Here is a 25129-nt window from a genome sequence, read left to right as displayed (position 1 = left end):
GAGAGGCGGGCACGGGTCACCAGTTCGCTCGCCACATCCGCGGGCAGCTTCTCGGCGAGAAGCAGGGCTTCGTCGAGACTGTCGCGTGCCATCGCCGGGATCGCAGCCCCCTCCGGCAGGACGAGGAAGGCGGTGTAGACGACCGACATGACGGTGCCGAGCACGGCAATGCCGATCGCTCCGCCAAGCTCGAACGAGACCTCCTCGATCGATGCTGCCATGCCGGCCCGTTCCGGTGGGGCGTTGAACATGATGGCGCTGGAGGCGGCGGTCATGGACGCACCGATGCCGAGGCCGAGAACCACGAGGGTGGCGATCTGGGCGAGCGCGCCGGTTTCATGGACGAGCAGGTAGCCGCCGAGGCCGAGCGCCGCCAGGATGAGACCGGAGCGCAGCACCACTTCGGCGCCGAGGCGCGGCAGCAGCGTACCGGTCAGCGGCCCGGCGACGAAGGCGGCAAGCGGGATCGGCAGGATGAAGAAGCCGGCCTCGAGCGGCGAAAAGCCCTCGACCAGCTGCAACTGCTGGCTCAGCACCAGCTCGATGCCGACGATGGAGGCGGATGCCACCAGTGCTGCGGCGACGCCGGAGGAAAACACCGCATTGCGGAAGAGGCTGAAATCGATCAGCGGATGCGGACTGCGGCGCTGGCGACGCACGAAAAGAAAGAGCGCGATCGCGCCGATCACGGCGGCAGCAAGACCCGCTTCCAGTGACGGCTCGCGCTTGCTCGTTTCCTTGACGGCATAGGCAAGGCCGATGAGGCCGACCATGATCTGCAGCGAACCGATCGCGTCCCAGGGGTGTTTTGGATTGCCGGCGCTGTTCGGCAGCACGACGAGGCCTAGCAGGAGGGCGATCGCGACGACCGGCACGTTGATCAGGAAGACCGAGCCCCACCAGAAGTATTCGAGCAGGAACCCGCCGAGCACCGGGCCGATTGCGGCGCCGCCGGATGCGATCGCCGCCCAGACGCCGATCGCCAGCGCGCGTTCGCGTTCGTCGGTGAAGGTGAGCCGGATGATCGACAGCGTCGCCGGCATCATAAGGGCGGCGCCTACGGCCAGCAGGACTCGGCCGCCGATCAGGATCGCCGATGTCGGCGCATAGGCGGCGATCAGCGAAGCGATCCCGAAGACGGCAAGACCGACGATGAAGGGCTTCTTGTGGCCGAGGCGGTCGCCAAGCGTGCCGAGGCCGGGCAGAAGGCCGGCGACGACCAGGGCATAGGCGTTCACGATCCAGAGCTTCTCCGACGCCGTGGCGCCGAGGTCGTGGGTCAGACGGGGCAGGGCGGTATAGAGCACCGTCATGTCGACGACGATCAGAAAAAGTGCGCTCGATACTATGGCTAGAATGAGCCAGCGATTTTGCGGAAGCATGGTACACCTCGGTGGCCGCCAGTGGGAAATGGGGGCTGGGCCTTGTTTAAATCAGGGTCGTTGTTTATTTGAATGCGTACGTATGGATTTGAAATAGGAAGTCAAGATGGGACGACGACGAACAATCGATCGTGACAAGGTGCTGGATGCGGCGGAGGCGGTGGTGAATTCCGTCGGCGCGGCCGGGCTGACGATCGATGCCGTCGCCAAGGCCTCCGGCATCACCAAGGGCGGCGTGCAATATTGCTTCGGCAACAAGGACGGCCTGATCGACGCGATGATGCAGCGCTGGTTCGACGAATTCGATGCCGCGGTAACGGCGGAAGGTGGCGACGATCCTGATCCGATCAAGGCGATGCGCGCCCATGCGGCGGTGACCGCCCGGATGAACACAGCCGACAATGCCCGCACTTCCGGCATGATGGCCGCACTGCTGCAGCGGGAAGAGCACATGGCGAAGAACCGCGCCTGGTATCGCGCCCGCCTCGACGGTCTCGACCTGTCGACGGAGGAGGGCCGCAGGGCGCGGATGGTGTTTCTCGCAACGGAAGGCGTCTTCCTGCTGCGCGGCTTCGGTTTCCTCGAGATGGAAGACGCCGAATGGCAGGATATGTTTGCCGATATCTTGAAGCTTCTGCCGGAGTGCGACCGCGCCTGAGTCGTTAAAAAAGCGCTAGAGCTCGATCAGGCCGCGCATGGCGCTGACGCAATGGCCGGAAAGGGTGACCTTGCGAACGACGCCGCCCTGCTTTCGGACATGCGCACCGATGAGGCTGCGACGCCCCATCTCCACACCCTGCTCGATGGTGATCTCGACATCGATATCCTGCTCCGGGACGAGCGAGACGAGATAGGCGGAAAGCGCTGCCGAGGCGCTACCGGTTGCCGGGTCCTCGTTGACATTGTCGAGCGGTGCGAACATGCGCGCCCGGATCTGCCAGGGCGCTTCCACCGAGCGAGCGTAGAGGAACAGGCTGAAACTGTCTTCCTCGGGTTTGTAGCGGGCATTGGCCGCCTGGAAGGCGGTGACATTGGGTTGGGCAGACGACAGTGTCGCGACATCCATGATTTCGGCGACGGCGAAGGGCAGGCCGACGGAAAGCCGGCTCGGTGCGTGCACGCGTCTGCTGATGGCCTCAGGCGCGAGCGACGCGCAGGCCGCGATGGTGTCGGCGTCGAATTCTGGGCCGACGGTCAGGCTGCGCGGTACGACGATGGTGGCGCCGACGACGACACTGTCCTCCACCAGCAACGTGGCCTCGACGAGGCCGGCCTTTTCCTCGAAACGCAGGATTTCGCCGGGCGCGCGGCCGAAGATTTCTTTTTGGCGGCCGAGCACGAAGGCCGTGCCGACATTGGGATGGCCGGCAAAGGGGATCTCGGTCGTCGGCGTGAAGATCCGGACTTCTGCGGTGTTCGCAGGGTCGCGCGGCGGCAGCACGAAGGTGACTTCGGAATAGCCGAATTCGGTCGCGATCGCCTGCATCTGACGATCGCTCAAGCCGCGGGCGTCGGACATGACCGCCAACTGGTTGCCGGCAAAGCGCTCGTCGGTGAAGACGTCGACGGTGACATAGGCAACGGATTTCGGCGCGGTGTCAGAGGTCATGTCGTGGCTTTCGCTGGTGGAGCGCCGCTGGCGCTCATCGTGTCGGCTCTGATGTCAAGGCTTAAGACAGCCGACACACCGCACAAAGGCCCGAACTTGTCCGGGTGACAAGTTCCACGGCGCCGACGAAGCCGTCGCGTTGCAGGCGTCAAGCCTTTGCAATGAAAAGGGGCCGACAGCGGCCCCTCCTATGCGGTCAACCTGGCTCAGGCGGCCTTCTCGAGTTCCTTCTTCCACGTCCCTTTCGCCGCCAAGCTGCACATCTCGGCGCGATGGGCAAAGGCGCGTTGGCCGGCGCCGATGTTGTCGGCCTTGCCGTGCCAGGCATTCAGCGCTTCCTGTTGCAGGGCGCGGCCATAGGAGAAGGTGAGCTTCCAGGGCAGGTCGTGGCTGGCGTTCATTGCCGAGAGGTGGGCGGTCGCCTCCTCGGTCGATTGACCTCCGGAGAGGAAGGCGATGCCCGGTACAGCCGAAGGCACCGTGCGCTTCAGTACCCGGATGGTGCGCTCGGCCACTTCGGCGACGGAGGTATTGCGGGCCTTCTTGCCGTCGATCACCATGCTTGGCTTCAGGATCATGCCTTCGAGCTTGACGCGCATGGCCGCCAATTCCTCGAAGGTGGTCCGCAGCGTCCACTCGGTCACATGTTCGGAGCGATCGATCGAGTGGTCGCCCGGCGCGCCATCCATCAGTACTTCCGGCTCGACGATCGGCACGATGCCGGCGTCCTGGCAGAGGGCGGCATAGCGGGCGAGCGCATGGGCATTGGCGCGCACCGCACCGGCGGTGGGCAGCGTATCGGAGATGGAGACGACACCGCGCCACTTGGCAAAGCGTGCGCCGGCCTCGTGATATCTCGCCAGCCGCTGGGCAAGGCCGTCGAGCCCTTCGGTGATGGTTTCGGCCGGGAAGTTGGTCATCGGCTTGGCGCCGGCATCGACCTTGATGCCGGGGATCGCGCCGGCGGCCCGGATGATGTCGACGAGCGGCGTGCCGTCGACCGCATGCTGGAACAGGGTTTCCTCGTAGAGGATGACGCCGGAGATGTACTTGCGCATCGCCTTTTCGGCGCGCAGCAGCATCTCGCGGTAATCGCGCCTGGAGGTCTCGGTGGATTCGAGGCCGATCGTGTCGAAGCGCTTCTTGATCGTTGCCGTGGACTCGTCGGCGGCAAGCAGTCCGCGGCCATTGGCGACCATGGCGACGGCGATGTCTTCCAGTTTTTCCGTCATGCTTTTTCTCTCCCTAGACAGCGCCGATCGTGGGGATCAGGCGAACACTGAAACAGTTGCAGGGCCGACGGCGCACGGGGCAACCGCCACGCTCCCAACAGGAGCGCGAGTAACAGGTGAAATTGTCCAGGAAAATGGCGAGAAAATCGACTGAAACGATTTAAAATTTTTTAATCGTTTGAATAAATAAGGTTTTTTCTTGATTGCCGGCGCGTGAGAGTGCTTCCCACGCGCCGGTTGTATGTCTTACTTCTGCTTCAGGATGTCGACGCCCGGGAGCGGCTTGCCTTCCATCCACTCCAGGAACGCGCCGCCGGCGGTCGAGACGTAGCTGAAATCGTCGGCGACTTCGGCATGGTTCAGCGCCGCGACGGTGTCGCCACCGCCGGCAACCGAGACCAGCGAACCCTGACGGGTGCGGGCAGCCGCATGCTTGGCGACGGCAACGGTCGCCTTGTCGAATGGCGCGATTTCGAAGGCGCCGAGCGGGCCGTTCCAGACCAGCGTTTCGGCCTTGGAGATCCACGCGTTGACGGCCGCGATCGACTTCGGGCCGACGTCGAGAACCATGGCATCGGCCGGAATGGCGTTGATGTCGACCACTTCGTTGTCGGCGCCGGCCTTGAACTCGCGGGCAATCACGCCGTCTTCCGGCAGCACGATGGCGCAGCCGGCCTTGTCGGCAGCGGCGATGATTGCCTTGGCGGTGTCGGCGAGGTCATGCTCGCAGAGCGACTTGCCGACATTGATGCCCTTGGCGGCGATGAAGGTGTTGGCCATGCCGCCGCCGATGACGAGCGCATCGACCTTGGTCACGAGGTTCTGCAACAGGTCGATCTTGGTCGAGACCTTGGCACCGCCGACGATGGCAACGACCGGGCGCTTCGGCTGACCGAGGCCCTTTTCGAGCGCTTCGAGTTCGGCCTGCATGGTGCGCCCGGCATAGGCCGGCAGGTGATGGGCAAGGCCTTCGGTCGAGGCATGGGCGCGGTGCGCTGCCGAGAAGGCGTCGTTGACGTAGATGTCGCCGTTGACGGCGAGCGCCTTGACGAACTCGGCTTCGTTCTTTTCCTCACCCTTGTGGAAGCGGGTGTTTTCGAGCAGCAGCACGTCGCCGTTGCTCATGTCGGCAATCGCGTTCGCTGCCTTGTCGCCGATGCAGTCGGCGCCGAAGTGAACGCGCTGGTCGAGCACGTCCTCGACGGCCGTTGCGATCGTCTTCAGCGACATGTCGGCGACCGGTTCACCCTTCGGGCGACCGAAATGGGCGAGCAGGATGACCTTGGCGCCCTTCTCGGACAGCTCGCGGATGGTCGGCGCGACGCGCTCGATACGGGTCGCGTCGGTGACCACGCCGTCCTTGACCGGCACGTTGAGATCGACGCGCACCAGAACGCGCTTGCCGGCGATGTCGGTCAGATCGTCGAGGGTCTTGAAAGTCATCAGATGGTCTCCGGTGATAGTCTTTGGAAAAGGGTTGGATAGTCGATGACGAGGCCGTCCTCGTCCACGGGCAGGTCCGCGGTAAAGCTGCGGTCCTCGGCCTCGTAGCGATAGAGCCTGAAATCATCGAGGCAGGTGTAGTGCTGACCGTCGACAACGGGCTGAAACGTGTCGAACGGCACGTAGAGCATCTTCAGCCTGGCGGCGCCGGATTGGCTCACAAGGCCGAGGCGACGGATCGGCAGGGTGTTGGTGAAGGGCGTGCCGGCGAGATCGATATCGATGCAGCCGTCGAACTCGGGGAGGGGCGTGCCGCGTGCCGTTGCCCATTCGCCCGGAATGTCCGAGCGCAGGTGCAGGCTGCGGCCGTCTGTCGTGTCGACCATCAGCTTGCGCACGTGCCAGCTGTCGTCGCAGTCGATCCGGTAACGCACGCCATAGGGCGCGCCGTCGCGGCTGCCGATCAGAACGCCGACGGCGCGGATGACCGCGCCGTCGGTGGTGTCGATTTTCGTCAGCGTCAGGTGTTCGAGCCCTTCCCCTTCCAGCGGACGCCAGCGGACCGTCGTTGAGGAGAGGGCGCGAAACATCTGTCTTAGATGAGCTTGGCGAACGCGACCGCCGTGTCGGCCATGCGGTTCGAGAAGCCCCACTCGTTGTCGTACCAGGTGAGGATACGCACGAAGTTGCCTTCGACGACCTTCGTCTGGTCGATCGCGAAGATCGAGGAGTGGCTGTCATGGTTGAAGTCGCGCGAAACGAGCGGCTCTTCCGTGTAGCCGAGAACGCCCTTCAGCGCGCCGTTGGAGGCGGCCTTGATGGCGTTGGTGATTTCCTCGACCGAAGTGTTGCGCTTGGCGACGAACTTGAAGTCGACGACCGAGACGTTCGGGGTCGGGACGCGGATCGACGTGCCGTCGAGCTTGCCCTTCAGTTCCGGCAGAACCAGGCCAACGGCCTTGGCAGCGCCGGTCGAGGTCGGGATCATCGACAGAGCGGCAGCGCGGGCGCGGTACAGATCCTTGTGCATCTGGTCGAGCGACGGCTGGTCGTTGGTGTAGGAGTGGATCGTGGTCATGAAGCCGTGGCTGATGCCGATGACATCGTTCAGGACCTTGACGACCGGAACCAGGCAGTTCGTCGTGCAGGATGCGTTGGAGATGACCAGGTGGTCCTTGGTCAGCTGGTCGTGGTTGACGCCGTAGACGACCGTCAGGTCGGCGCCGTCGGCCGGGGCCGAGACGATGACGCGCTTGGCGCCGGCCGTCAGGTGGGCTGCAGCCTTGTCGCGCGCGGTGAAGATGCCGGTGCATTCCATCGCGATGTCGATGCCGAGTTCCTTGTGCGGCAGCGTCGCCGGATCCTTGATCGCGGTCACCTTGATCGGCTTGCCGCCGTTGATGGTGATCGTGTCGCCTTCGACCTTGACCTCGGCCGGGAAGCGACCGTGGATCGAGTCATAGCGCAGCAGGTGAGCGTTGGTCTCAACGGGGCCGAGGTCGTTGATCGCAACGACTTCGATGTCGGTGCGGCCGGATTCGACGATCGCGCGGAGCACGTTGCGGCCGATGCGGCCAAAACCGTTGATGGCGACTTTCACTGTCATGGGTCTCTCCCTGTCTGACTGACGTGGTACGAAAAAAGCGGGGCGCACCTTTCGGCGCGCCCCGCAGATTGATCAGGCGAGCTTCGTTTCCGCGGCGGCAACCACCGCCTCAGGCGTGATGCCGAAGTGCTTGTAAAGCTCCTTGTAGGGGCCGGAAGCGCCGAAGCTCGACATGCCGATGAAGGTGCCATCGCTGCCGATGAAGTGATCCCAGCCCTGACGGATGCCGGCTTCGACGGCGATCTTGACCGGCGAGTTGCCGATGATCGCCTGCTGGTAGTCTTCGCTCTGCTCGGCGAAAAGCTCGAAGCAGGGAACGGAGACGACGCGGGTCGAGATGCCCTTGGCGGTCAGCGTCTGGCAGGCCTTGACGGCGATTTCGACTTCCGAGCCGGTGGCGAAGATCGTGACCTTGGCGTCGGCGGCCGAGATCAGGTCGTAGGCGCCGCGGGCGCACAGGTTTTCTTCTTCGTACTCGGTGCGAACGGCCATAAGGTTCTGGCGCGTCAGCGCGATGCCGGACGGACGGTTGTGGCTTTCGAGCGCCAGCTGCCAGCACTCGGCCGTTTCCGTGGCGTCGGCCGGGCGGAACATCAACAGGTTCGGGATGGCGCGCAGCGCTGCCATGTGTTCGACCGGCTGGTGCGTCGGGCCGTCTTCGCCAAGGCCGATGGAATCGTGCGTCAGCACGTGGATGACGCGGATGCCCATCAGGGCGGCCAGGCGGATCGACGGACGGCAATAGTCCGAGAAGATCAGGAAGCCGCCGGAATAGGGGATGACGCCGCCATGCAGCGCCATGCCGTTCATGGCAGCGGCCATGCCGTGCTCGCGAACGCCCCAATGGATGTAGCGCCCGGAGAAGTCGTCAGGGGTGATCGACTTGGTCTGGCTCGTCTTGGTGTTGTTCGAGCCGGTCAAATCAGCCGAGCCGCCGATGGTTTCGGCCAGAACGCCGTTGATGACTTCGAGCGCGTCCTCGGAAGCCTTGCGGGTTGCCGGCGATGGCTTGGTTTCGGCGAGCTTCTTCTTGTAGTCGTCGATAGCCGAGGACAGGCGACCTTCGAGTTCGCCGGAGAAGCGGCGAACGAACTGGGCCTTCTTCTCGGCCTCGCTCTTTTCAAGACGGTCTTCCCACTCCTTGCGCGCCTTGGTGGAGCGCAGGCCGGCCAGACGCCAGGCGTCGAGCACGTCGGAGGGAACGACGAAGGCTTCGGCTTCCCAGCCGAGCGCCTTGCGGGTGGCGGCGATTTCCTCGGCGCCGAGCGGCGAACCGTGAACCTTGTGGGTGCCGGCCTTGTTCGGTGCGCCAAAGCCGATCGTCGTCTTGGCCGCGATCATCGTCGGCTTGTCGGACTTCTGCGCCTGGTCGATCGCAGCGGCGATCGCGTCCGGATCGTGACCGTCGACGGCGATCGTGTTCCAGTTGCTGGCGCGGAAGCGGGCGTGCTGGTCGGTCGAGTCGGCGATCGAGATCGGGCCGTCGATCGAGATGTTGTTGTCGTCCCAGAAGACGATCAGCTTGTTGAGCTTCAGGTGGCCGGCGAGCGAAATCGCTTCCTGGCTGATGCCTTCCATGAGGCAGCCGTCACCGGCGAGCACGTAGGTATAGTGCTCCATCAGGTCGGAGCCGAATTCGTCGCGCAGCTTGCGCTCTGCGATCGCCATGCCGACGGCGTTGGCAATGCCCTGGCCGAGCGGACCGGTGGTCGTCTCGATACCGGCGGCGTGGCCGTATTCCGGGTGGCCGGCGGTGCGGGCGCCGAGCTGGCGGAAGTTCTTGATCTCGTCGATGGAGATGTCTTCGTAGCCCGTCAAATAGAGCAGCGAATAGAGCAGCATCGAGCCGTGGCCGGCCGACAGCACGAAGCGGTCGCGGTTCGGCCAGGAGGGGTTCTTGGGGTCAAAGCTCAGATAGCGCGTAAAGAGGACTGTCGCTATGTCGGCTGCACCCATGGGCAGGCCAGGGTGGCCGGAATTTGCCTTCTCGACGGCATCCATGGAGAGGAAACGGATCGCATTTGCCATCCGGTCGTGTTTTTCGCGAGAGATCATGACTGTTCCGTTTGCGTTCGGTGGTCAGGGAACGGTCTCTATCCTCCAAAGACCGCGCAAGAAGCGGCTGACACATAGCAGGTGCGCCGTGCGAGTCAACAAATACGGGCCTTCCGCGGCCATTTGACGGCAGGTTGTTCCGGCTCCCGTCGCGGTGCTTGTTCCGCAATGCAGCAAGCCTACCGCACTGCCGTTGAAGAAAGCCGGCTACGCAATCCATCCACAGCTTCCGCTGTTGTTTGCTGTACTTGGCATTGTTGAGACTTACGTAATAGGTTTAAAAAAGATCGAGCCGAAGCGGCGGACGGGATTCGGGCGATTCGGCCTCATGGGCGAGGTATTCGGAACACATGCCGGCAAAGACTGTCAAAGCGGCGATCGACGAACTGCGAAACGCAGTGCAATCCCTGGAGAATGCGATCGACGGTCGATTTGACAGGGAGCGGGACTTCAGCGAGTTCGAGGGCGAGGTGCGACGCGTCAACACCGACCGGTCGCGACTGGCGCAGGAGCTCGATCAGTCGCAGTTCCGGGCAAACCGGCTCGAGGAGGTCAACCGTGAGGTTTCCCGTCGCCTCGTGACGGCGATGGAAACCATTCGGGCGGTGCTCGACCGCTAGGAACAAGCGACATGGCGCAGGTGACAGTTTCGATCGACGGCAAGGCCTATCGCATGGCCTGCGAGGAAGGGCAGGAAGATCATCTGATCGAGCTTGCCACCAATTTCGATCAGTATGTCGGACACCTCAAGACCCAGTTTGGCGAGATCGGCGATCTGCGCCTGACCGTCATGGCCGGCATCATGGTCATGGACGAGCTCAGCGAGGTCAATCGCCGGCTGAAGAAGCTCGAGGCCGAGGTCGGGAACCTGACGGACGGTCGAGACGCCGCGCTTTCGGATCAGATGAAGAACGAGGAGGCGCTGGCCTCCGCGCTCAGCGAAGTGACCCAGCAGATCCACGGCATTGCCGCCAAGCTGAACGGCCGCACCCCGACCCCGTCGAGCTGACAAGGTTTCGCCCTGACAAGGTTTCGGTGGCGAGCCACTGGCGCGAAGCACCGAGACACTTTATATATTGGATGCGGTCTGCGCTTCCCGACAGGAACCACAATCCCCGGGGCCATACTCGATCTCTAGGGAGCCGTCCCTGGCCGGGCTCGTGGGTCCGGACACATGGCGCCCACCTACTTTGTAGGCACCCGGGATCGTAAACTATCCATCGGTTGTGTGGATCGCACTTCTCCCTCCTTTCGACTGCTCGTTCAGTCCCCGGCAAAGGCCCGACGGATGGCGTCGGCCATGGCCTCGACGATCCGGTCCTTGCCGTTCCCGGCCTTTGAAATCCGCAGCACGACATTCGAGTGGTCGATCACGGTGTAGCCGTCATCGGCGGTCAGTTCGCGGCACCCGGACGGGATGCTGCTGCGGGCAAGCGGCGCGATGGCAAGGCCGGACACCACCGCCGCCATAAGGCCGCCGCTGGTGCGGCTGACATAGGCGACGCGGTTATCGATGCGGCATTTCCTCAAATTGCGCTGGGCAAGGTCGTCGCACCAGCCGCCTTCGAGATAGGTATAGGTCGCGATCGGTACGGGACGGCGTTCGTCGGTCCGGTGCTGCTCCGACGTCACCCAGACGGTCGGATCCATCATCAGCACCTCGTTCCTCGTCTTTCCGCCGGGCTCGAAGACGACGGCAAGGTCGATCTCTCCCGCCTCCAGCGCCGCGACATTGGTCATCGAGGCGCCCTGCTGCACGGTCACTTCGACGCCCGGGTGGATGGCCGCGAAACTGCCGAGCGCCTTCGGCAGGGTCGAGTTGATGTATTCCTCGGGCAGCCCGATCCGGACCGCACCGTCGAGTGCCGGCTGACGCAGCGCGGCGGCGGTGTCGTCGAGCAGGGTGACGATGCGCCTGGCATTGTCGACGAGCCGCAGCCCTTGCGGTGTCAGCACCACACCGCGCGAATGGCGCTCGAACAGGGCGTCGCCGAGCACATCCTCGAGCTTCCGGATCTGCATGCTGACGGCCGACTGAGTGCGCCCGACAATGTCTGCGGCGCGCGTGACGCTGCTGGTATCGACGACCGCGAGAAAGGTTCTGAGCAGATCGCTATCAAGGGGAAGGAGCATGGCGTCAACCATCAGAATTTCTGATGACAGTCATGCTTGCAATTCGTTTGTCAGATGTCAATGCGCGGACGAAGATCGTTCTGTCAGATCATCCTAGGCCCGAGTCCCTGCCATGAGCGTGCTTGCCGTTCTCGTCTTTTCCGACACATTCGCTGCCGCCCGACGCAGGGCAAGGCAATGGGCCGCCGATTTGCTGCTTGTCGAGGCGCCCGCCGAGGTGCCGGCGGACAGGCCGCTGCTGCTGCGCGACGCCGGGATCCCGGCAGTCGACTTCGACCTTCGGCCGCGAGAGCGGATAGTGGAGCAGGCGGTCTATCGGTCGCACTGGATGCTCTAGGCAGTCCCCGCGCCAATCCTTACGAGATGAGATCGAGCCTTGCGGCACGAAAGACGGCTTCGGCCAGATTGCCGGCCTGCAGCTTGCGCATGGCGTCTTCCAGCGCCCGGTCGATCCGGTCGAGGGGAATATCGGTTTCGCGCATCATGTCCTGGCGCGTGCGGCCGCGGGCGGCGAGCGTCAGGCAACGCAGTTCCAACGGGTCGAGTGCTTTCATCTGGTCCTTCATGGACGTCGGCTTTTCCACTGCTGCCTGCAGGAGCGCGTCCATACATCGAACGCGGGCATTAGTTCCTGCTAATTATTTGAAATCGCGTCTTTATTTGCATGCGGTCGCCGATGCGCGAAAGCGGAACCGTCGTCCATGATGAACGGAACGCTAATGCTGTGCCGAACCGGGAAGGCGCTGGCCGTGCTGTCGCAAACCGCGGCAAAAGCGGCGAAGCGGGTGGCTATGCATGGGCAACATCGGGTGTATAGGCTGGTGATTGAGCCGGGAATCGGCGAGAAAGTGACGGGTTGTGCCATTTCGGGAAGAAAATTCGTCCGCGACGATGGCATGAGGCAGGAGAGGGCACGATGTCACCGAAGGACTTGAAGGCGGCGCTGCGCAACGAGCGGCTGGCATTGCGCGATGCGATGCCCGCGGAGATACGGATCGAGGCGAGCCTGACCATGGCCGACCATGCGGGCGACGTCATTGCGCTCGACCCCGGTCATATCGTTTCCGGCTTCTGGCCGATCCGCTCCGAGGTCGATATCCGGCCGCTGATGGCGCGGCTGAAAAGCCGCGGGGCCCGGCTCTGCCTGCCCGTGATCATGGACAAGCAGACGATCGTCTTTCGCGAGCTGCTCGATGGTGTCGACATCATCGCCACCGGCTTCGGCACCACCGGGCCTGGCCCGGATGCACCGGTGCTCGACCCGGATATCATGCTCGTGCCGCTTTCGGCCTTCGACGCGACCGGTCACCGGATCGGCTACGGCGCCGGCTACTATGACCGGGCGATCGACCGGTTGCGCAACAAGGGGCACCTGCCGAAGCTGATCGGCATCGCCTTCGACTGCCAGGAAGTGGCCACCGTGCCGGCCGAACCGCATGATGTGGCGCTGGATGCAGTGCTCACCGAGAGCGGGTTCCGGCATTTCTAGATCACCGACGTAGCCGAGGAACGGCCCTGCGCCTTGAAATCGTGCAGGCCGCGGCGGACGATCGGTTCGCGATTCCCGCGGAATCGATCTTGGGCGTTTCCTGTCGGGCCAGGATCGTGTAGACGCTCTACCTCTTTGTTTTACGCAGGTCCGGCCGCAACTACCGCTGACGCGCTTCCGCCGGAGCTGCCCTGGTAGGATTTGAGCGAGCATGAGGCTTCTGTTTCTGGGAGATATGGTGGGCAAGACGGGCCGTACGGCGGTCTGGGAGCGGCTTCCGGGACTGATCGGCGACCTCAAGCTCGACTTCGTCATCGTCAACGGCGAGAACGCCGCCGGCGGCTTCGGCATCACCGAAGATATCTTCCTTGAGACAATTAACGCCGGCGCCGACGTGGTGACGACAGGCAACCACGTCTGGGACCAGAAGGAAGCGGTGGTCTTCTGCGAGCGGCACGACCAGTTCCTGCGCCCGGCCAACTATCCGGCCGGCACGCCCGGCCGCGGCTCCAACCTGTTCTTTGCCCGCAACGGCGCCCGCGTGCTGGTCGCCAACGTCATGGGCCGCGTCTTCATGCATCCCGAACTCGATGATCCCTTCAAGTCGGCCGAGGCGATCCTCGATGCCTGCCCGCTCGGCGAGCAGGCGGATGCGATCGTCTTCGACTTTCATGCGGAGGCGACAAGCGAGAAGCAGTGCTTCGGCCATTTCGTCGACGGACGCGCCAGCCTCGTCGTCGGCACGCATACGCACGTGCCGACCGCCGACCACCAGATCCTCAATGGCGGCACCGCCTATATGAGTGATGCCGGCATGTGCGGCGACTACGATTCCTCGCTCGGCATGGACAAGGAGGAGCCGCTCAACCGCTTCATCTCGAAGATGCCGAAGGGGCGCTTCGAGGCGGCGTCGGGTCCGGCCACCATCTGCGGCCTCGGCGTCGAGATTTCCGATCGCACCGGGCTTGCCGAGAAGATCGCGCCGCTGCGGCTTGGGCCGAGACTGGCGGAAGCGATCCCGGATTTCTGGTCTTAAGGCCAGGACAGGCGGCGTTCTGAGGCGCGGCGCAAAGCTGCGCGCGGGCACCTTTGGTTGTCCCGTATCGCCTTATCGGAATTGATTTTTTTCAAGGTGACAACCCCATCAAATGATGGCAGGTTATCGCGAAATCACGCCGGGCCGGGGCGTGATGTATTCGTGGGTTTTTGCAGAATGAATGGTGTCCGCAGTCCTGGATTGCGGGCATGTGCTGTTGTCGCCGCGTTTCGGGCTGATGCCCGCTGCGGGCGGTTTTGACCTGACAGCGTTCGCGGGCCGAAGGGCGCAAGGCCGCTGTATCATTTGATTGCTTGTGTGACTTTGCCTCTCGGATCGCTGCCGATCCGAGGATTTGTGCGGAGCGGGACGGGTAATGCGGCTGTTTTGCGCACAGGCCCCGCTCTGAATATTCAAAGCGATTGCGGTGGTTTGGTCGATTGGCTGCCCCTCGTGATCCAAGTGCATTCGGAGGGCATGCATGTTGTCTCAGTGGCATTTGCCGATGATCGTCGGCGCTTCTCTTTCCCTTCTATCCGCAATTGGTGCCCAGGCGCAGGACGCGCAATTGCCCGTCGTGACCGTCGCCAAGCCGGTCGTGCGGGACGTCATCGATAGCGACGAGTTCATCGGCCGTTTCGAGCCCGTCGACGAGGTGCAGGTTCGCGCCCGCATCGGCGGCTATCTCGACGAGGTCAATTTCACCGATGGTGCCCTGGTGAAGAAGGGCGACAAGCTCTTCGTCATCGACCAGCGCCCCTATCGCACGGCCCTCTCCCAGGCCGAGTCGACACTGGAATCGGCACGCTCCTCGCTGGAATTCGCCGAAGCCCAGTTCAAGCGGACGCAATCGCTGACGGGCACCGGCACGCTTTCGGTCTCGACGCTCGACGATCACCGCCGCGAACTCCTGTCGGCGCAGGCGCTTGTGCGCGGCGCGGAAGCGGCGGTCGAGCGCGCCAAGCTCGACCTTGACTACACCACCATCACCGCGCCGCTCAGCGGCCGCGTCGATCGGCGCCTGCTGTCGACGGGCAATCTCGTTCAGGCTGACCAGACGGTGCTGACGACGATCGTGTCGCTCGACCCGATCGATTTCTACTTCGACGTCGACGAACGGCGGCTGCTTTCCTATGCCCGGGTCGCGCGCGAGCGCGGCAGCGCGCTGCAGGAAGGCGGCGGCTCGCTCGAAGTGCTGGTCACCATCGCCGACTCGCAAGAGGAGCCGTTCAAGGGCAAGCTCGACTTCGCCGAAAACCGCGTCGATCCGCAGAGCGGCACGATGCGCGTGCGCGCCCGTCTCGATAACCCAAGCCTCGTGCTGCAGCCCGGCCTCTTCGGCCGTGTCCAGATCGAAGGCTCGAACACCTACAAGGCCGTTCTCATTCCGGACGAGGCGATCGGCGCCGACCAGAACGAGCGTATCGTCTACGAGGTGACCGGGGATGGAACAGTGGTGACCAAGCCCGTCCGTCTCGGTCCAAAGCTGCATGGCTACCGCGTCATCCGCTCCGGCATGACCGGCGACGAGACCATCGTCGTCAACGGCCTGATGCGCGCGCGCCCTGGCACCAAGGTGAAGCCGGAAACGGTCCAGCTTCCTCCTGAAGCGCAAGCGGTGGGGGCGGCTCAATGAGGTTCGCTCACTTCTTCGTCGACCGACCGATCTTTGCGTCGGTGCTGTCGATCGTCCTCCTGATCGTCGGCAGCATCGCCTATTTTCAGCTTCCCGTGGCGCAGTACCCGGAAATCGCCCCGCCGACGATCGTCGTTCGCGCCGCCTATCCGGGCGCCGACGCCGATACCGTTGCCAACACCGTCGCGACGCCGCTCGAACAGGAAATCAACGGCGTCGAGAACATGCTCTACATGTCCTCCTATTCGACCGCCGACGGTTCGATGGCGCTGACGATCACCTTCAAGCTCGGCACCGACCTCGATCAGGCCCAGGTGCTGGTGCAGAACCGCGTGTCGATCGCCGAGCCGCGCTTGCCGGAGGAAGTCCGGCGCATCGGCATCACCACCGCCAAGAGCTCGCCCGACCTGATGATGGTCGTGCATCTGCTCTCGCCGACCGAACGCTACGACCAGCTCTACGTCTCCAACTATGCGCGCACGCGCATCCGCGACCTGCTCGTGCGGCTCGACGGCGTCGGCGACGTCATCCTGTTCGGCGAGCGCGAGTATGCGCTGCGTGTCTGGCTCGACCCGGAGAAACTGTCGGCCTACGGCATGACGGCCGGCGACGTGGTGCAGGCACTGCGCGAGCAGAACGTGCAGGTCTCGGGCGGTTCGATCGGCGGTCCGCCGGCGCCGGGCGACAGCGCGTTCCAGTATACGGTCACGACGGACGGCCGCTTCAGCGATGCGCGGCAGTTCCGCTACGTCATCGTCAAGGCGACGGAAACCGGCCGTCTCGTGCAGCTGCAGGATGTCGCCCGCGTCGAGCTCGGCGCCCGCGAATACGTCAACAACAGCTATCTCGACGGTAGCCCGGCGGTGGCGCTCGGCATCTTCTCGCGGCCGGGCACCAATGCGCTCGACGCCGCCGAGCAGATCCAGAAGGTGATGACCGACGTTTCCAAGGACTTCCCCGACGGGCTCGAATATCGCATCGTCTACAACCCGACCGAGTTCATCTCGGAATCGATCAACGAGGTCTACAAAACGATCGCCGAGGCGGCCATTCTCGTCGCCATCGTCGTCCTCGTCTTCCTGCAATCGTGGCGAACGGCGATCATCCCGATCGTCGCCATCCCCGTGTCGCTCGTCGGGACCTTCGCTTTCCTCTATGCCTTCGGCTTCTCGCTGAACATGTTGACGCTGTTCGGCCTGGTGCTGGCGATCGGCATCGTCGTCGACGATGCGATCGTGGTGGTCGAGAACGTCGAACGAAATCTCGCGCGCGGCATGACCCCGCGCGAGGCCTCGCATGTGACCATGGACGAGGTGGGGGCGGCCGTCATCGCGATCTCGCTGGTGCTGACGGCGGTCTTCGTGCCGACGGCCTTCATCCCCGGTATCGCCGGCCAGTTCTACCTGCAGTTCGCCGTGACGATCTCGGTCGCAACGGTCATTTCCGCCTTCAACTCGTTGACGCTGTCACCGGCGCTCGCGGCCATCCTGTTGAAGCCGCACGAGAACGGCCATCATGAAAGCCGCAATCCGCTGACGCGGTTCGGCAAGGCCCTGGCGAACGGCTTCAACAACGGCTTCGACCGCATGGCGGCCGGTTATGCGTGGGTCGTGCGCAAGCTCGTCTCGACGAAGGTGGCGCTGGCCGCCTCCCTTATCGTCTTCGTCGGGCTGCTCGGGGCCACCTGGTACATGGCGCAGATCGTGCCCCGCGGCTTCGTGCCGACCATGGACCAGGGCTATGCGATCGTCGTGATCCAGCTTCCGGACGGCGCCTCGCTCGACCGGACGGACGCCGTGGTCAAACGCGCTTCGAAGATCATCGAGGACGTTCCCGGGGTGAAGAGCGCCGTTGCCTTTGCCGGCTTCAACGGTGCGACCTTTACCAACGCGTCCAATTCGGGCGTGGTCTTTGCCTCCTTCGAAAGCTTCGAAGAGCGGCTGAAGCACGGGCAGGGGGCCAACCAGATCATCGGCCAGCTCTATGGCAGCCTGCAGAGCATCCAGGAAGCCTTCATCATCGCCGTGCCGCCGCCCTCGGTGCGCGGCATCGGCAACTCCGGCGGCTTCAAGATGCAGATCATGGACCGGCAGAGCTCAGACATGCGCCGCGCGCTCGGGCTTGCCTACCAGATGATGGGTGCTGCCAACCAGACGGAAGGGTTGACCGGGGTTTTCACCACCTTCTCGGCCTCCAGTCCGCAATACTTCCTGGCGATCGACCGCGACAAGGCGCGCACACTCAACGTGCCGATCCCCAACATCTTCGAGGCGCTGTCGATCAACCTCGGTACGTCCTACGTCAACGACTTCAACGCCTTCGGCCGCGTCTACCAGGTGCGGGCGCAGGCCGACCAGCAGTACCGCGTGGAGCGCGACAACATCCTGGCGCTGAAGGTGCGCTCGGCAACCGGTGCGCTGGTGCCGATGGGTACACTCGTCGAGATCCAGGATACGGCCGGTCCGACGCTGGTGCAGCGCTACAACATGTACGTCTCGGTGCCGATCCAGGGTAACCCCGCGGTCGGCGTCTCGACGGGTACGGCTCTCGACAAGATGGAGGCGCTCGCCGCCCAGATCCTGCCGCAGGGCACGACCTTCGAGTGGACGGAACTCGCCTACCAGGAACGCCAGACCGGCAACACCGCGGTGTTCATCTTCGCACTGTCGGTCGTCTTCGTGTTCCTGGCGCTTTCGGCCCAGTACGAAAGCTGGGTCCTGCCGCTGGCGATCATCCTGATCGTGCCGCTCGGCGTGCTCTCGGCGCTGGTCGGCGTGTTCATCCGCGGGCTCGACAACAACGTGCTGACCCAGATCGGGCTCATCGTGCTGATCGGCCTTGCGGCCAAGAACGCGATCCTGATCGTCGAGTTCGCGCGGCAGGGCGAGGACGAGGGCAAGACGCCGATCGAGGCGGCGGTGGAAGCGAGCCAGCTGCGCCTGCGCCCGATCCTGATGACCGCCTTCGCCTTCATCCTCGGCGTTGTGCCACTGATGATCGCGACCGGCCCGGGCGCCGAAATGCGCCAGTCGCTGGGTACCGCGGTTTTCTCGGGCATGCTCGGGGTAACGTTCCTCGGCCTGTTCCTGACGCCGGTGTTCTACGTCGCGCTCCGGTCGTTCCGGCGACGCAAGGTGGCGGTGAGCGAGCCGGCGCCGCACCCGGCCGAGTAACGCAGGCCTCTCGACAATCGGACAAATGCCCCGGCAGCAATGCCGGGGCATTTGGCGTTGAAGAGGTTATCGTTTCTTGATCGTCCGCGGGGTCGGTGACGTAAACGTGAGCACCGCCTGCCGTTTGTAACTGGACGTGGCCGGGCCCTTGAACAATTCTCTCCCGGCCCCGTGACGCCACCGTTCGGTCGAGCGAAGGCAAAGGCTTCCATTCGCTGTTCAATACCTGCCTGCCGCGTGCCCCCAGGGCCCGAGGTCGGGCGGCAAGTGAGAGAGGTGAAGGCTGATGCTCCGGTACTTTGTCTACACATTCGCCGCCATATGGATCATCCACGCGTTCTGGCCATCGGTCGCCCATGCGCAGCAACAGCCGCGCCCCGTCAGCCAATGCCAGGCGATCGCCGAGACGATCCCCCAGGCCACCTTCGCCAGTTTCACGCCTGCTGCCACCACCAAGGGGCAGACGACGGCCGGCGAAGTGACGATCAGCTATCTCGGCCATTCCACCTTCCTGATCGAGACGCCCGGCGGCGTCTCGATCGCAACCGACTACAGCGGCTGGTATGCGCCGTCGGCGCCACCGACGGTCGCGACCATGAACAAGGCGCATTCGAGCCACTACACGCTGACGCCGGATCCCGCGATCAAGACCGTGCTGCACGGCTGGAGCGATAGCGGCCAACCGGCGCGCCACGACCTCGTGGTCGGCGACGCCTACATCCGCAACGTGACGACGGACATTCGTGCCGGTGGCGGCGCCATGGAGCACGACGGAAACTCGATCTTCATCTTCGAGGTGGCGGATCTCTGCATCGGGCATCTGGGCCATCTGCACCATGAGCTCGACGACAGCCACTATGGCCAGATCGGCAGGCTCGATGTGCTGATGGTGCCCGTCGACGGCGGGCTGACCATGGGGGCGGAAAGCATGAGCCGCGTCGTCAGCCGGCTGCGCTCGTCGCTGATCCTGCCGATGCATCGCCGCGGCCCGCCGATCGAGGCCTTTCTCGACATGTTCGGCGACGACTACGACAAGCGGTATGCCGACAGCGCCAGTATCAAAGTATCCCTGCGTTCCTTGCCAAGCAAACCGCTGATTTATATTCTCAAGGGCGTTTGAACATCCTGGGATCGCCCGATGAAGTTGCTCGTGGTTGGCGTATCGCTCTTTCTTTCCTTTTCAACTCTTGCCGAGGCCGGTGGCGTGCCGCCGCCGCGCATGCCGTCCCCAGAGGGACAACAGCCGCAAAGCCAACCGGAGATCGCGGTCCAACCAGTTTCTGAGCAGGAGATTTTCGCGATGCCCTCGGGCAATATCGGCTGCATCTATACGCCGGCTGGCGGCACGTCCGTCTATCAGCCCGCCGACGGCGGTCCGGAACTCGCCTGCGATATCGTCGCGCCGCGTTATGTCAGGGCGACACTTGGCCGGGTGGGGGCCGCCACGCTCAATCACGCCGTCGGCGATCCGAGCTGCTGCTCGGTCGGGACCGTTCTCGACTATGGGCAAAGCTGGTCGCGCGGGCCGTTCTCCTGCGTGTCGGAACGCACCGGTCTTTCCTGTCGTCGTGACGACGGCCACAGCTTCCTCCTCAGCCGCGCGCAGGTCTCGGCCAACTGAAAAACCGCCCCCCGGCTGGACGGAAAGCGGCAATAAAACTATAAGGCGCCCCATTCCATTCAAATTAATGCATGCAGAGGGTGCCATGGCTGGCCATTCACAGTTCAAGAACATCATGCACCGCAAGGGCCGTCAGGATGCGGTGCGCTCGAAAATGTTTTCCAAGCTCGCGCGCGAAATCACCGTTGCCGCCAAGTCGGGCATGCCGGACCCGGCAATGAACGCGCGCCTGCGCCTGGCGATCCAGAACGCCAAGGCGCAGTCGATGCCGAAGGACAACATCGAACGGGCAATCAAGAAGGCATCCGGTGGCGACGCGGAGAACTACGAAGAAGTGCGCTACGAGGGTTATGGCCCGGGCGGCGTCGCGGTCATCGTCGAAGCCTTGACCGACAACCGTAACCGCACCGCCTCCAACGTGCGCTCGACCTTCACCAAGGCCGGCGGCGCGCTCGGCGAAACCGGCTCGGTCTCCTTCTCCTTCGATCGCGTTGGCGAGATCACCTACAAGCTCTCCGTCGGTGACGCCGACAAGGTGATGGACGCGGCAATCGAGGCTGGTGCCGACGACGTCACCACCGACGAGGACGGTCACACGATCATCTGCGGCTTCGAAGCGATCGGCGAAGTCTCCAAGGCGCTCGAAGACACGCTGGGCGAAGCCGAAACGGTCAAGGCGATCTGGAAGGCCCAGAACACCGTTCCGGTCGACGAAGAAAAGGCACAGTCGCTGATGAAGCTCATCGACATCCTTGAAGACGACGACGACGTCCAGAACGTCTACTCGAACTTCGAAGTGTCGGACGAGATCCTGGCGAAGCTGTCTGCCTGATTGGGGCGACCGTCGCTTGAAGATTTCCTACCCGCGTCCGAAAGGGCGCGGGTTTTTCTTTGGATGGCCCGATGACCTATCAGTTCGCGATCTTCGATTTCGACGGCACGCTTGCCGATACGGCGGCAAGCTTCATGACGGCGTGCAATGCGGCTGCGCGGCGCTACGGTTTCCGCGAACTCTCGGTCGAGGAGTTCCAGTCGTTGCGGGCGATGGGCAGCCGCGAGATCATCGCGCAGCTCGGCGTTCCCGTTTGGAAATTGCCGCAGATCGCCACCTTCATGCGCCGGGCCATGGCAACGGAAGCCGCAAGCGTCCGGCTGTTTCCGGGCGCCGCTCAGCTTCTCTGGAAACTGAAGGCGGCGGGCATCGGCATTGCGATCGTGAGTTCGAATGCGGAAGAGGGTATTCGTGCCGCGCTCGGCGAAGCGGCTGCGACGATCGATCTCTTCGAATGCGGGGCCGCGCTCTTCGGCAAGGCACAGCACTTCAAGCGCGCGATCAGGCACTCCGGCCTCGATGCGGCTCGCATCCTGGCGATCGGCGACGAGGCGCGCGATATCGAGGCGGCGCGAAAGGCCGGTGTGGCGGCAGGGGCCGTCGCCTGGGGCTATGCCGACCCGGTCTTCCTGCAAGGGCTCGGGCCGGATCGGTTCTTTGCCAATCTGGAAGAGATCGCGCCCGCCTTCGGGACGATCTGATCGGCCGGCCTCAGGCCGCCTTGGCGAGATCGCGCTGGGCGTCGGCGAAGAGGCGAAGCGAATTCAGCCGCGCGTCCATGTCGAAGATCGGCATCGAGATGATCAGCTCGTCGGCCTTCGTCTGTTCCAGGAACGCCCCGATCTTGCGCCGGATCGTCTCGGGCCCGCCGACGATCGCATACATCATCGAATGGTCGACGAAGATCTTCTCGTCATAGCTCCACAGCCCATCCATCGACTGGACCGGCGGCGGGAACTGCCCGCGGGCATTGCGCCGCAGCGCCACGAAGGATTGCTGCATGGAGGTGAAGAGGTAGTTCGCCTCCTCGTCCGTTTCGGCGGCGACCCCCATGACGCCGACCATCACCTGCGGCTTGGCAAGGGTCTCGGAGGGCGTGAAGCGCTCGCGGTAGATCTCCAGCGCCGAAAGCAGCATGTCGGGTGCGAAATGCGAGGCAAACGCGAAGGGCAGGCCGAGCATGCCGGCGAGATGGGCGCTGAAATGGCTGGAGCCGAGCAGCCAGATCGGCACGTTGGTGTCGGCGCCCGGCACGGCGATGATCTTCTGGTCTTCGGCGACCGGGCCGAGCAGCGCCTGCAGTTCGACGACGTCGTTCGGGAAGTTGTTGCCGCTCGCCTCCATGTTGCGGCGAAGCGCCTGGGCGGTGCGCATGTCGGTGCCTGGCGCGCGGCCGAGACCGAGGTCGATGCGGCCGGGGTAGAGGGCCGCAAGCGTGCCGAACTGTTCGGCGATGACAAGCGGTGAGTGGTTCGGCAGCATGATGCCGCCGGAGCCGACGCGGATCGTCTTGGTGGCGGCGGCCACATGCGAGATCACGATCGAGGTCGCGGCACTGGCGATACCCTTCATGCCGTGATGCTCGGCCAGCCAGAACCGGGTGTAGCCGCTCTCTTCGGCTGCCTGGGCCAGTCGGCGCGAATTCTCCAGCGATTGGGCGACGCTGCCGCCTTCAGTGATCGGGGAAAGATCGAGGACGGAGAAAGTCGCCATGGCAAAGGCCTTCATTGAGAGAAATTGATGCAAGGCTATGTAAGCTCAATTTTCCTCAATCCAAGGGCGCTGCCGAAGAAAACCTGAGTCCGCGTCTCAACTGTGCGTATGTTTTTGTTTTGTTCACTTTTTGCTGGCAGCGTCCGGGCTGACATCATAGGGTGAAATCCATGCAGACCACGATTCGTATCATCGGTATCGATCCGGGGCTCCGCCGTACCGGCTGGGGCATCATCGAGACGCTCGGCAATTCGCTGCGTTTCGTCGCCTCGGGCACGGTGACCTCGGATGGTGACATGGATCTCGCCTCCAGACTTTGCCAGTTGCATGACGGGCTTGCCGAGGTGGTGCACGGCTATCAGCCGCATGAGGCCGCGGTGGAGCAGACCTTCGTCAACAAGGACGCGACGGCGACGCTGAAGCTCGGCCAGGCGCGCGGCATCGCCATGCTGGTGCCGGCACGCGCGGGCCTGAGGGTTGCCGAATACGCGCCGAACGCCGTCAAGAAGGCGGTGATCGGCGTCGGCCACGGCGAGAAGCAGCAGATCCACATGATGCTGAAGGTTCTGATGCCGAAGGCCGAGTTCAAGGGCAACGACGCGGCGGACGCATTGGCGATCGCCATCTGCCATGCCCACAACCGGCAATCGGTGACGAGCCGGCTTGCCGCATTGATGGCGTAGTTGCGCCCGTCATAAAGTGTTACAGCGTCCTTAGCGCGTCTCGTCAGACGCGCGGCGCTGTAGAGACGATAATTTCCGATGGTCCGGTGACCATCACAGCCCACCGCGAGAGACGCCACATGATCGGCAAATTGAAGGGTACCATCGACGAGATCGCCGAGGATCACGTCGTGCTCGATGTGCATGGCGTCGGCTACGTTGCCTTTTGCTCGGCGCGCACCTTGTCCAGGCTCGGGTCTGCCGGCGAGGCGGCCATCCTCTTCATCGAGACCTATGTGCGCGAGGACCAGCTGAAGCTGTTCGGCTTCCTGACGGCGTTGGAGCGGGAGTGGTTCCGCCTGCTGCAGAGCGTACAGGGGGTCGGTTCGAAGGTGGCGCTGGCCGTGCTTTCCACCCTGACGCCGGGCGAACTGGCCAATGCGATCGCGCTGCAGGACAAGACCTCCGTCTCCCGTGCGCCCGGTGTCGGGCCCAAGGTGGCGGTGCGCATCGTCACGGAACTGAAGAACAAGGCGCCGTCCTTTGCCGGCGAGATGTCGGCGTCGATCGGCCTCAAGCAGGAGCTTGGCGAAGGCGTCGCCTCCGCGCCGGTTTCCGATGCGGTTTCGGCGCTTACCAACCTCGGCTACTCGCGTGACCAGGCAGCCAATGCCGTCGCAGCGGCCCTGAAGAACGGCGGCGAAGGCGGCGACAGCGCCAAGCTCATTCGCCTTGGCCTGAAAGAACTGGCGCGATGAACGCTTGCCTTGGCCGGGTGCAGAAGGCAGAACGCATCGTGCCCGGCATGATGACGGGTTGCAGCGCTGAGCTGCCCGACCGAATGGAACGAACGCATGACTGACGCCGCACGCCTGATAACGCCGGAAAAGCGCGGTGAAGACATCGATGCGACCATGCGCCCGCAGACGCTGGACGATTTCACCGGCCAGGCGGAAGCGCGCGCCAACCTGAAGATCTTCATCGAGGCCGCAAAGAACCGCGGCGAGGCGCTCGACCATGTGCTCTTCGTCGGCCCGCCGGGTCTCGGCAAGACGACGCTGGCGCAGATCATGGCCAAGGAACTCGGCGTCAATTTCCGCTCGACCTCCGGCCCCGTTATCGCCAAGGCCGGCGATCTCGCCGCCCTGCTCACCAATCTCGAAGAGCGCGACGTGCTCTTCATCGACGAAATCCACCGGCTCAATCCGGCGGTCGAAGAAATCCTCTACCCGGCGATGGAAGACTTCCAGCTCGATCTCATCATCGGCGAAGGCCCGGCGGCACGCTCGGTGAAGATCGATCTGTCGAAGTTCACGCTGGTGGCGGCGACCACCCGGCTTGGCCTTCTGACGACGCCGCTTCGCGACCGTTTCGGCATTCCGGTGCGGCTCAATTTCTACACGGTCGAGGAACTGGAATCGATCGTCCGGCGCGGCGCCCGGCTGATGGGGCTCGGCATGACCGACGACGGCGCCCGCGAGATCGCCCGTCGCGCCCGCGGCACGCC

The 25129-nt window shown here is 63.9% G+C and carries 25 protein-coding genes and 1 other RNA gene; 16 read left to right on the top strand and 10 right to left on the bottom strand.

All coding sequences use genetic code 11. The features are described 5' to 3' along the window. Positions 1-1382 (bottom strand): MFS transporter (locus L981_RS30380; protein ID WP_043625587.1); only part of this gene is annotated, 1382 nt, incomplete at its 3' end. Between the two features lie 106 nt (positions 1383-1488). Between L981_RS30380 and L981_RS30375 the strand changes: the two genes are divergently transcribed. Continuing rightward, the gene (locus tag L981_RS30375; protein ID WP_043625584.1) at positions 1489-2040 is read left to right on the top strand and encodes a TetR/AcrR family transcriptional regulator; all 552 of its coding nucleotides are present in this window, start codon (positions 1489-1491) and stop codon (positions 2038-2040) included. A 15-nt stretch (positions 2041-2055) separates the two neighbouring features. Here the strand turns inward: L981_RS30375 and L981_RS30370 are convergent, their stop codons facing one another. The 6 genes from L981_RS30370 to tkt all read right to left on the bottom strand — a co-directional run bounded on the left by L981_RS30370 (position 2056) and on the right by tkt (position 9327). Next, a complete protein-coding gene (locus L981_RS30370; protein ID WP_043625581.1) occupies positions 2056-2991 on the bottom strand; it encodes a PhzF family phenazine biosynthesis protein in 936 nt (311 codons plus the stop codon). Positions 2992-3197: 206 nt separating this feature from the next. Next, complete coding sequence (locus L981_RS30365) at positions 3198-4223, bottom strand: class I fructose-bisphosphate aldolase (protein ID WP_043625579.1); 1026 nt, start codon at positions 4221-4223, stop codon at positions 3198-3200. Positions 4224-4469: 246 nt separating this feature from the next. Further along, positions 4470-5666 (bottom strand): phosphoglycerate kinase, encoded by a 1197-nt coding sequence (gene pgk, locus L981_RS30360; protein WP_043625577.1) that lies wholly within the window; start codon positions 5664-5666, stop codon positions 4470-4472. Then, positions 5666-6256, bottom strand: a complete 591-nt coding sequence (locus L981_RS30355; protein WP_043625575.1) for a putative glycolipid-binding domain-containing protein — start codon at positions 6254-6256, stop codon at positions 5666-5668. Before L981_RS30355 ends, pgk begins: the two co-directional genes overlap by 1 nt. Before the next feature lie 5 nt (positions 6257-6261). Beyond that, positions 6262-7272, bottom strand: coding sequence for a type I glyceraldehyde-3-phosphate dehydrogenase (gap, locus tag L981_RS30350; protein ID WP_043625572.1), 1011 nt, complete (start codon positions 7270-7272; stop codon positions 6262-6264). 72 nt (positions 7273-7344) lie between these two features. After that, positions 7345-9327, bottom strand: coding sequence for a transketolase (tkt, locus tag L981_RS30345; protein WP_043625569.1), 1983 nt, complete (start codon positions 9325-9327; stop codon positions 7345-7347). Positions 9328-9677: 350 nt separating this feature from the next. On the opposite strand from tkt, the gene L981_RS30340 reads away from it, so the two are divergent. The 3 genes from L981_RS30340 (at position 9678) to ssrS (ending at position 10566) form a co-directional block, all read left to right on the top strand. Continuing rightward, on the top strand, positions 9678-9947 hold the full coding sequence (locus L981_RS30340) for a DUF4164 domain-containing protein (RefSeq protein WP_034806184.1): 270 nt from the start codon (positions 9678-9680) through the stop codon (positions 9945-9947). A gap of 11 nt (positions 9948-9958) precedes the next feature. Next, entirely contained in the window at positions 9959-10336 is a 378-nt protein-coding gene (locus tag L981_RS30335; RefSeq protein ID WP_043625565.1) for a cell division protein ZapA, read from the top strand. A 72-nt stretch (positions 10337-10408) separates the two neighbouring features. Continuing rightward, positions 10409-10566: non-coding RNA, 6S RNA (gene ssrS, locus L981_RS34105), on the top strand. 24 nt (positions 10567-10590) lie between these two features. Here the strand turns inward: ssrS and L981_RS30330 are convergent. Continuing rightward, positions 10591-11460 carry a LysR family transcriptional regulator gene (locus L981_RS30330; protein ID WP_082006213.1) on the bottom strand — a complete coding sequence of 290 codons (870 nt, stop codon included), beginning with the start codon at positions 11458-11460 and terminating at the stop codon, positions 10591-10593. A gap of 112 nt (positions 11461-11572) precedes the next feature. On the opposite strand from L981_RS30330, the gene L981_RS30325 reads away from it, so the two are divergent. Next, positions 11573-11797, top strand: coding sequence for a hypothetical protein (locus L981_RS30325; protein WP_043625559.1), 225 nt, complete (start codon positions 11573-11575; stop codon positions 11795-11797). Positions 11798-11816: 19 nt separating this feature from the next. Here L981_RS30325 and L981_RS30320 read toward each other — a convergent pair whose 3' ends face one another. Beyond that, a complete protein-coding gene (locus L981_RS30320; protein ID WP_043625596.1) occupies positions 11817-12026 on the bottom strand; it encodes a hypothetical protein in 210 nt (69 codons plus the stop codon). A gap of 350 nt (positions 12027-12376) precedes the next feature. Between L981_RS30320 and L981_RS30315 the strand changes: the two genes are divergently transcribed. The 8 genes from L981_RS30315 (at position 12377) to L981_RS30280 (ending at position 21948) form a co-directional block, all read left to right on the top strand. After that, complete coding sequence (locus L981_RS30315) at positions 12377-12949, top strand: 5-formyltetrahydrofolate cyclo-ligase (RefSeq protein WP_043625555.1); 573 nt, start codon at positions 12377-12379, stop codon at positions 12947-12949. Between the two features lie 211 nt (positions 12950-13160). Continuing rightward, the gene (locus L981_RS30310) at positions 13161-13985 is read left to right on the top strand and encodes a YmdB family metallophosphoesterase (protein WP_043625552.1); all 825 of its coding nucleotides are present in this window, start codon (positions 13161-13163) and stop codon (positions 13983-13985) included. Between the two features lie 481 nt (positions 13986-14466). Continuing rightward, positions 14467-15621 (top strand): efflux RND transporter periplasmic adaptor subunit, encoded by a 1155-nt coding sequence (locus L981_RS30305; protein WP_043625548.1) that lies wholly within the window; start codon positions 14467-14469, stop codon positions 15619-15621. Then, positions 15618-18794, top strand: coding sequence for an efflux RND transporter permease subunit (locus L981_RS30300; protein WP_043625545.1), 3177 nt, complete (start codon positions 15618-15620; stop codon positions 18792-18794). Before L981_RS30305 ends, L981_RS30300 begins: the two co-directional genes overlap by 4 nt. A 283-nt stretch (positions 18795-19077) precedes the next feature. Further along, complete coding sequence (locus L981_RS30295; RefSeq protein ID WP_156134291.1) at positions 19078-19914, top strand: MBL fold metallo-hydrolase; 837 nt, start codon at positions 19078-19080, stop codon at positions 19912-19914. An 18-nt stretch (positions 19915-19932) separates the two neighbouring features. Beyond that, positions 19933-20415 (top strand): hypothetical protein, encoded by a 483-nt coding sequence (locus L981_RS30290; RefSeq protein ID WP_245281752.1) that lies wholly within the window; start codon positions 19933-19935, stop codon positions 20413-20415. A gap of 85 nt (positions 20416-20500) precedes the next feature. After that, the gene (locus L981_RS30285; protein WP_043625539.1) at positions 20501-21247 is read left to right on the top strand and encodes a YebC/PmpR family DNA-binding transcriptional regulator; all 747 of its coding nucleotides are present in this window, start codon (positions 20501-20503) and stop codon (positions 21245-21247) included. Positions 21248-21318: 71 nt separating this feature from the next. Continuing rightward, entirely contained in the window at positions 21319-21948 is a 630-nt protein-coding gene (locus L981_RS30280; protein WP_043625536.1) for an HAD hydrolase-like protein, read from the top strand. A 10-nt stretch (positions 21949-21958) separates the two neighbouring features. Here the strand turns inward: L981_RS30280 and L981_RS30275 are convergent, their stop codons facing one another. After that, positions 21959-22960, bottom strand: coding sequence for an LLM class flavin-dependent oxidoreductase (locus L981_RS30275; protein ID WP_043625590.1), 1002 nt, complete (start codon positions 22958-22960; stop codon positions 21959-21961). Between the two features lie 170 nt (positions 22961-23130). Here L981_RS30275 and ruvC point away from each other — a divergent pair, with 170 nt between their 5' ends. From ruvC to ruvB, 3 genes are all read left to right on the top strand, one after another. Beyond that, positions 23131-23643 (top strand): crossover junction endodeoxyribonuclease RuvC, encoded by a 513-nt coding sequence (gene ruvC / locus L981_RS30270; RefSeq protein WP_043625534.1) that lies wholly within the window; start codon positions 23131-23133, stop codon positions 23641-23643. 119 nt (positions 23644-23762) lie between these two features. After that, the gene (gene ruvA / locus L981_RS30265) at positions 23763-24380 is read left to right on the top strand and encodes a Holliday junction branch migration protein RuvA (protein WP_043625531.1); all 618 of its coding nucleotides are present in this window, start codon (positions 23763-23765) and stop codon (positions 24378-24380) included. A 96-nt stretch (positions 24381-24476) separates the two neighbouring features. Then, on the top strand, positions 24477-25129 hold a 653-nt coding region (ruvB, locus tag L981_RS30260; RefSeq protein ID WP_043625528.1), incomplete at its 3' end, for a Holliday junction branch migration DNA helicase RuvB.

The sequence above is a fragment of the Ensifer sp. ZNC0028 genome, assembly GCF_000799055.1.
Lineage (GTDB): Bacteria > Pseudomonadota > Alphaproteobacteria > Rhizobiales > Rhizobiaceae > Ensifer.
The sequence above is the reverse complement of the archived record's forward strand: the minus strand, read 5'-3'. Positions and strand labels throughout refer to the sequence as shown.

Excerpts from the sequence above, each read along its gene's own strand:
- L981_RS30325 (WP_043625559.1), top strand. The coding sequence starts at position 11,573 with ATGAGCGTGCTTGCCGTTCTCGTCTTTTCCGACACATTCGCTGCCGCC.
- L981_RS30315 (WP_043625555.1), top strand. The coding sequence starts at position 12,377 with ATGTCACCGAAGGACTTGAAGGCGGCGCTGCGCAACGAGCGGCTGGCA.
- pgk (WP_043625577.1), bottom strand. The coding sequence starts at position 5,666 with ATGACTTTCAAGACCCTCGACGATCTGACCGACATCGCCGGCAAGCGC.
- L981_RS30375 (WP_043625584.1), top strand. The coding sequence starts at position 1,489 with ATGGGACGACGACGAACAATCGATCGTGACAAGGTGCTGGATGCGGCG.
- L981_RS30280 (WP_043625536.1), top strand. The coding sequence starts at position 21,319 with ATGACCTATCAGTTCGCGATCTTCGATTTCGACGGCACGCTTGCCGAT.
- gap (WP_043625572.1), bottom strand. The coding sequence starts at position 7,272 with ATGACAGTGAAAGTCGCCATCAACGGTTTTGGCCGCATCGGCCGCAAC.
- L981_RS30355 (WP_043625575.1), bottom strand. The coding sequence starts at position 6,256 with ATGTTTCGCGCCCTCTCCTCAACGACGGTCCGCTGGCGTCCGCTGGAA.
- L981_RS30305 (WP_043625548.1), top strand. The coding sequence starts at position 14,467 with ATGTTGTCTCAGTGGCATTTGCCGATGATCGTCGGCGCTTCTCTTTCC.
- L981_RS30300 (WP_043625545.1), top strand. The coding sequence starts at position 15,618 with ATGAGGTTCGCTCACTTCTTCGTCGACCGACCGATCTTTGCGTCGGTG.
- L981_RS30365 (WP_043625579.1), bottom strand. The coding sequence starts at position 4,223 with ATGACGGAAAAACTGGAAGACATCGCCGTCGCCATGGTCGCCAATGGC.
- L981_RS30310 (WP_043625552.1), top strand. The coding sequence starts at position 13,161 with ATGAGGCTTCTGTTTCTGGGAGATATGGTGGGCAAGACGGGCCGTACG.
- L981_RS30330 (WP_082006213.1), bottom strand. The coding sequence starts at position 11,460 with ATGCTCCTTCCCCTTGATAGCGATCTGCTCAGAACCTTTCTCGCGGTC.
- L981_RS30335 (WP_043625565.1), top strand. The coding sequence starts at position 9,959 with ATGGCGCAGGTGACAGTTTCGATCGACGGCAAGGCCTATCGCATGGCC.
- L981_RS30340 (WP_034806184.1), top strand. The coding sequence starts at position 9,678 with ATGCCGGCAAAGACTGTCAAAGCGGCGATCGACGAACTGCGAAACGCA.
- ruvC (WP_043625534.1), top strand. The coding sequence starts at position 23,131 with ATGCAGACCACGATTCGTATCATCGGTATCGATCCGGGGCTCCGCCGT.
- tkt (WP_043625569.1), bottom strand. The coding sequence starts at position 9,327 with ATGATCTCTCGCGAAAAACACGACCGGATGGCAAATGCGATCCGTTTC.
- L981_RS30285 (WP_043625539.1), top strand. The coding sequence starts at position 20,501 with ATGGCTGGCCATTCACAGTTCAAGAACATCATGCACCGCAAGGGCCGT.
- L981_RS30290 (WP_245281752.1), top strand. The coding sequence starts at position 19,933 with ATGAAGTTGCTCGTGGTTGGCGTATCGCTCTTTCTTTCCTTTTCAACT.
- L981_RS30275 (WP_043625590.1), bottom strand. The coding sequence starts at position 22,960 with ATGGCGACTTTCTCCGTCCTCGATCTTTCCCCGATCACTGAAGGCGGC.
- L981_RS30370 (WP_043625581.1), bottom strand. The coding sequence starts at position 2,991 with ATGACCTCTGACACCGCGCCGAAATCCGTTGCCTATGTCACCGTCGAC.
- ruvA (WP_043625531.1), top strand. The coding sequence starts at position 23,763 with ATGATCGGCAAATTGAAGGGTACCATCGACGAGATCGCCGAGGATCAC.
- L981_RS30320 (WP_043625596.1), bottom strand. The coding sequence starts at position 12,026 with ATGAAGGACCAGATGAAAGCACTCGACCCGTTGGAACTGCGTTGCCTG.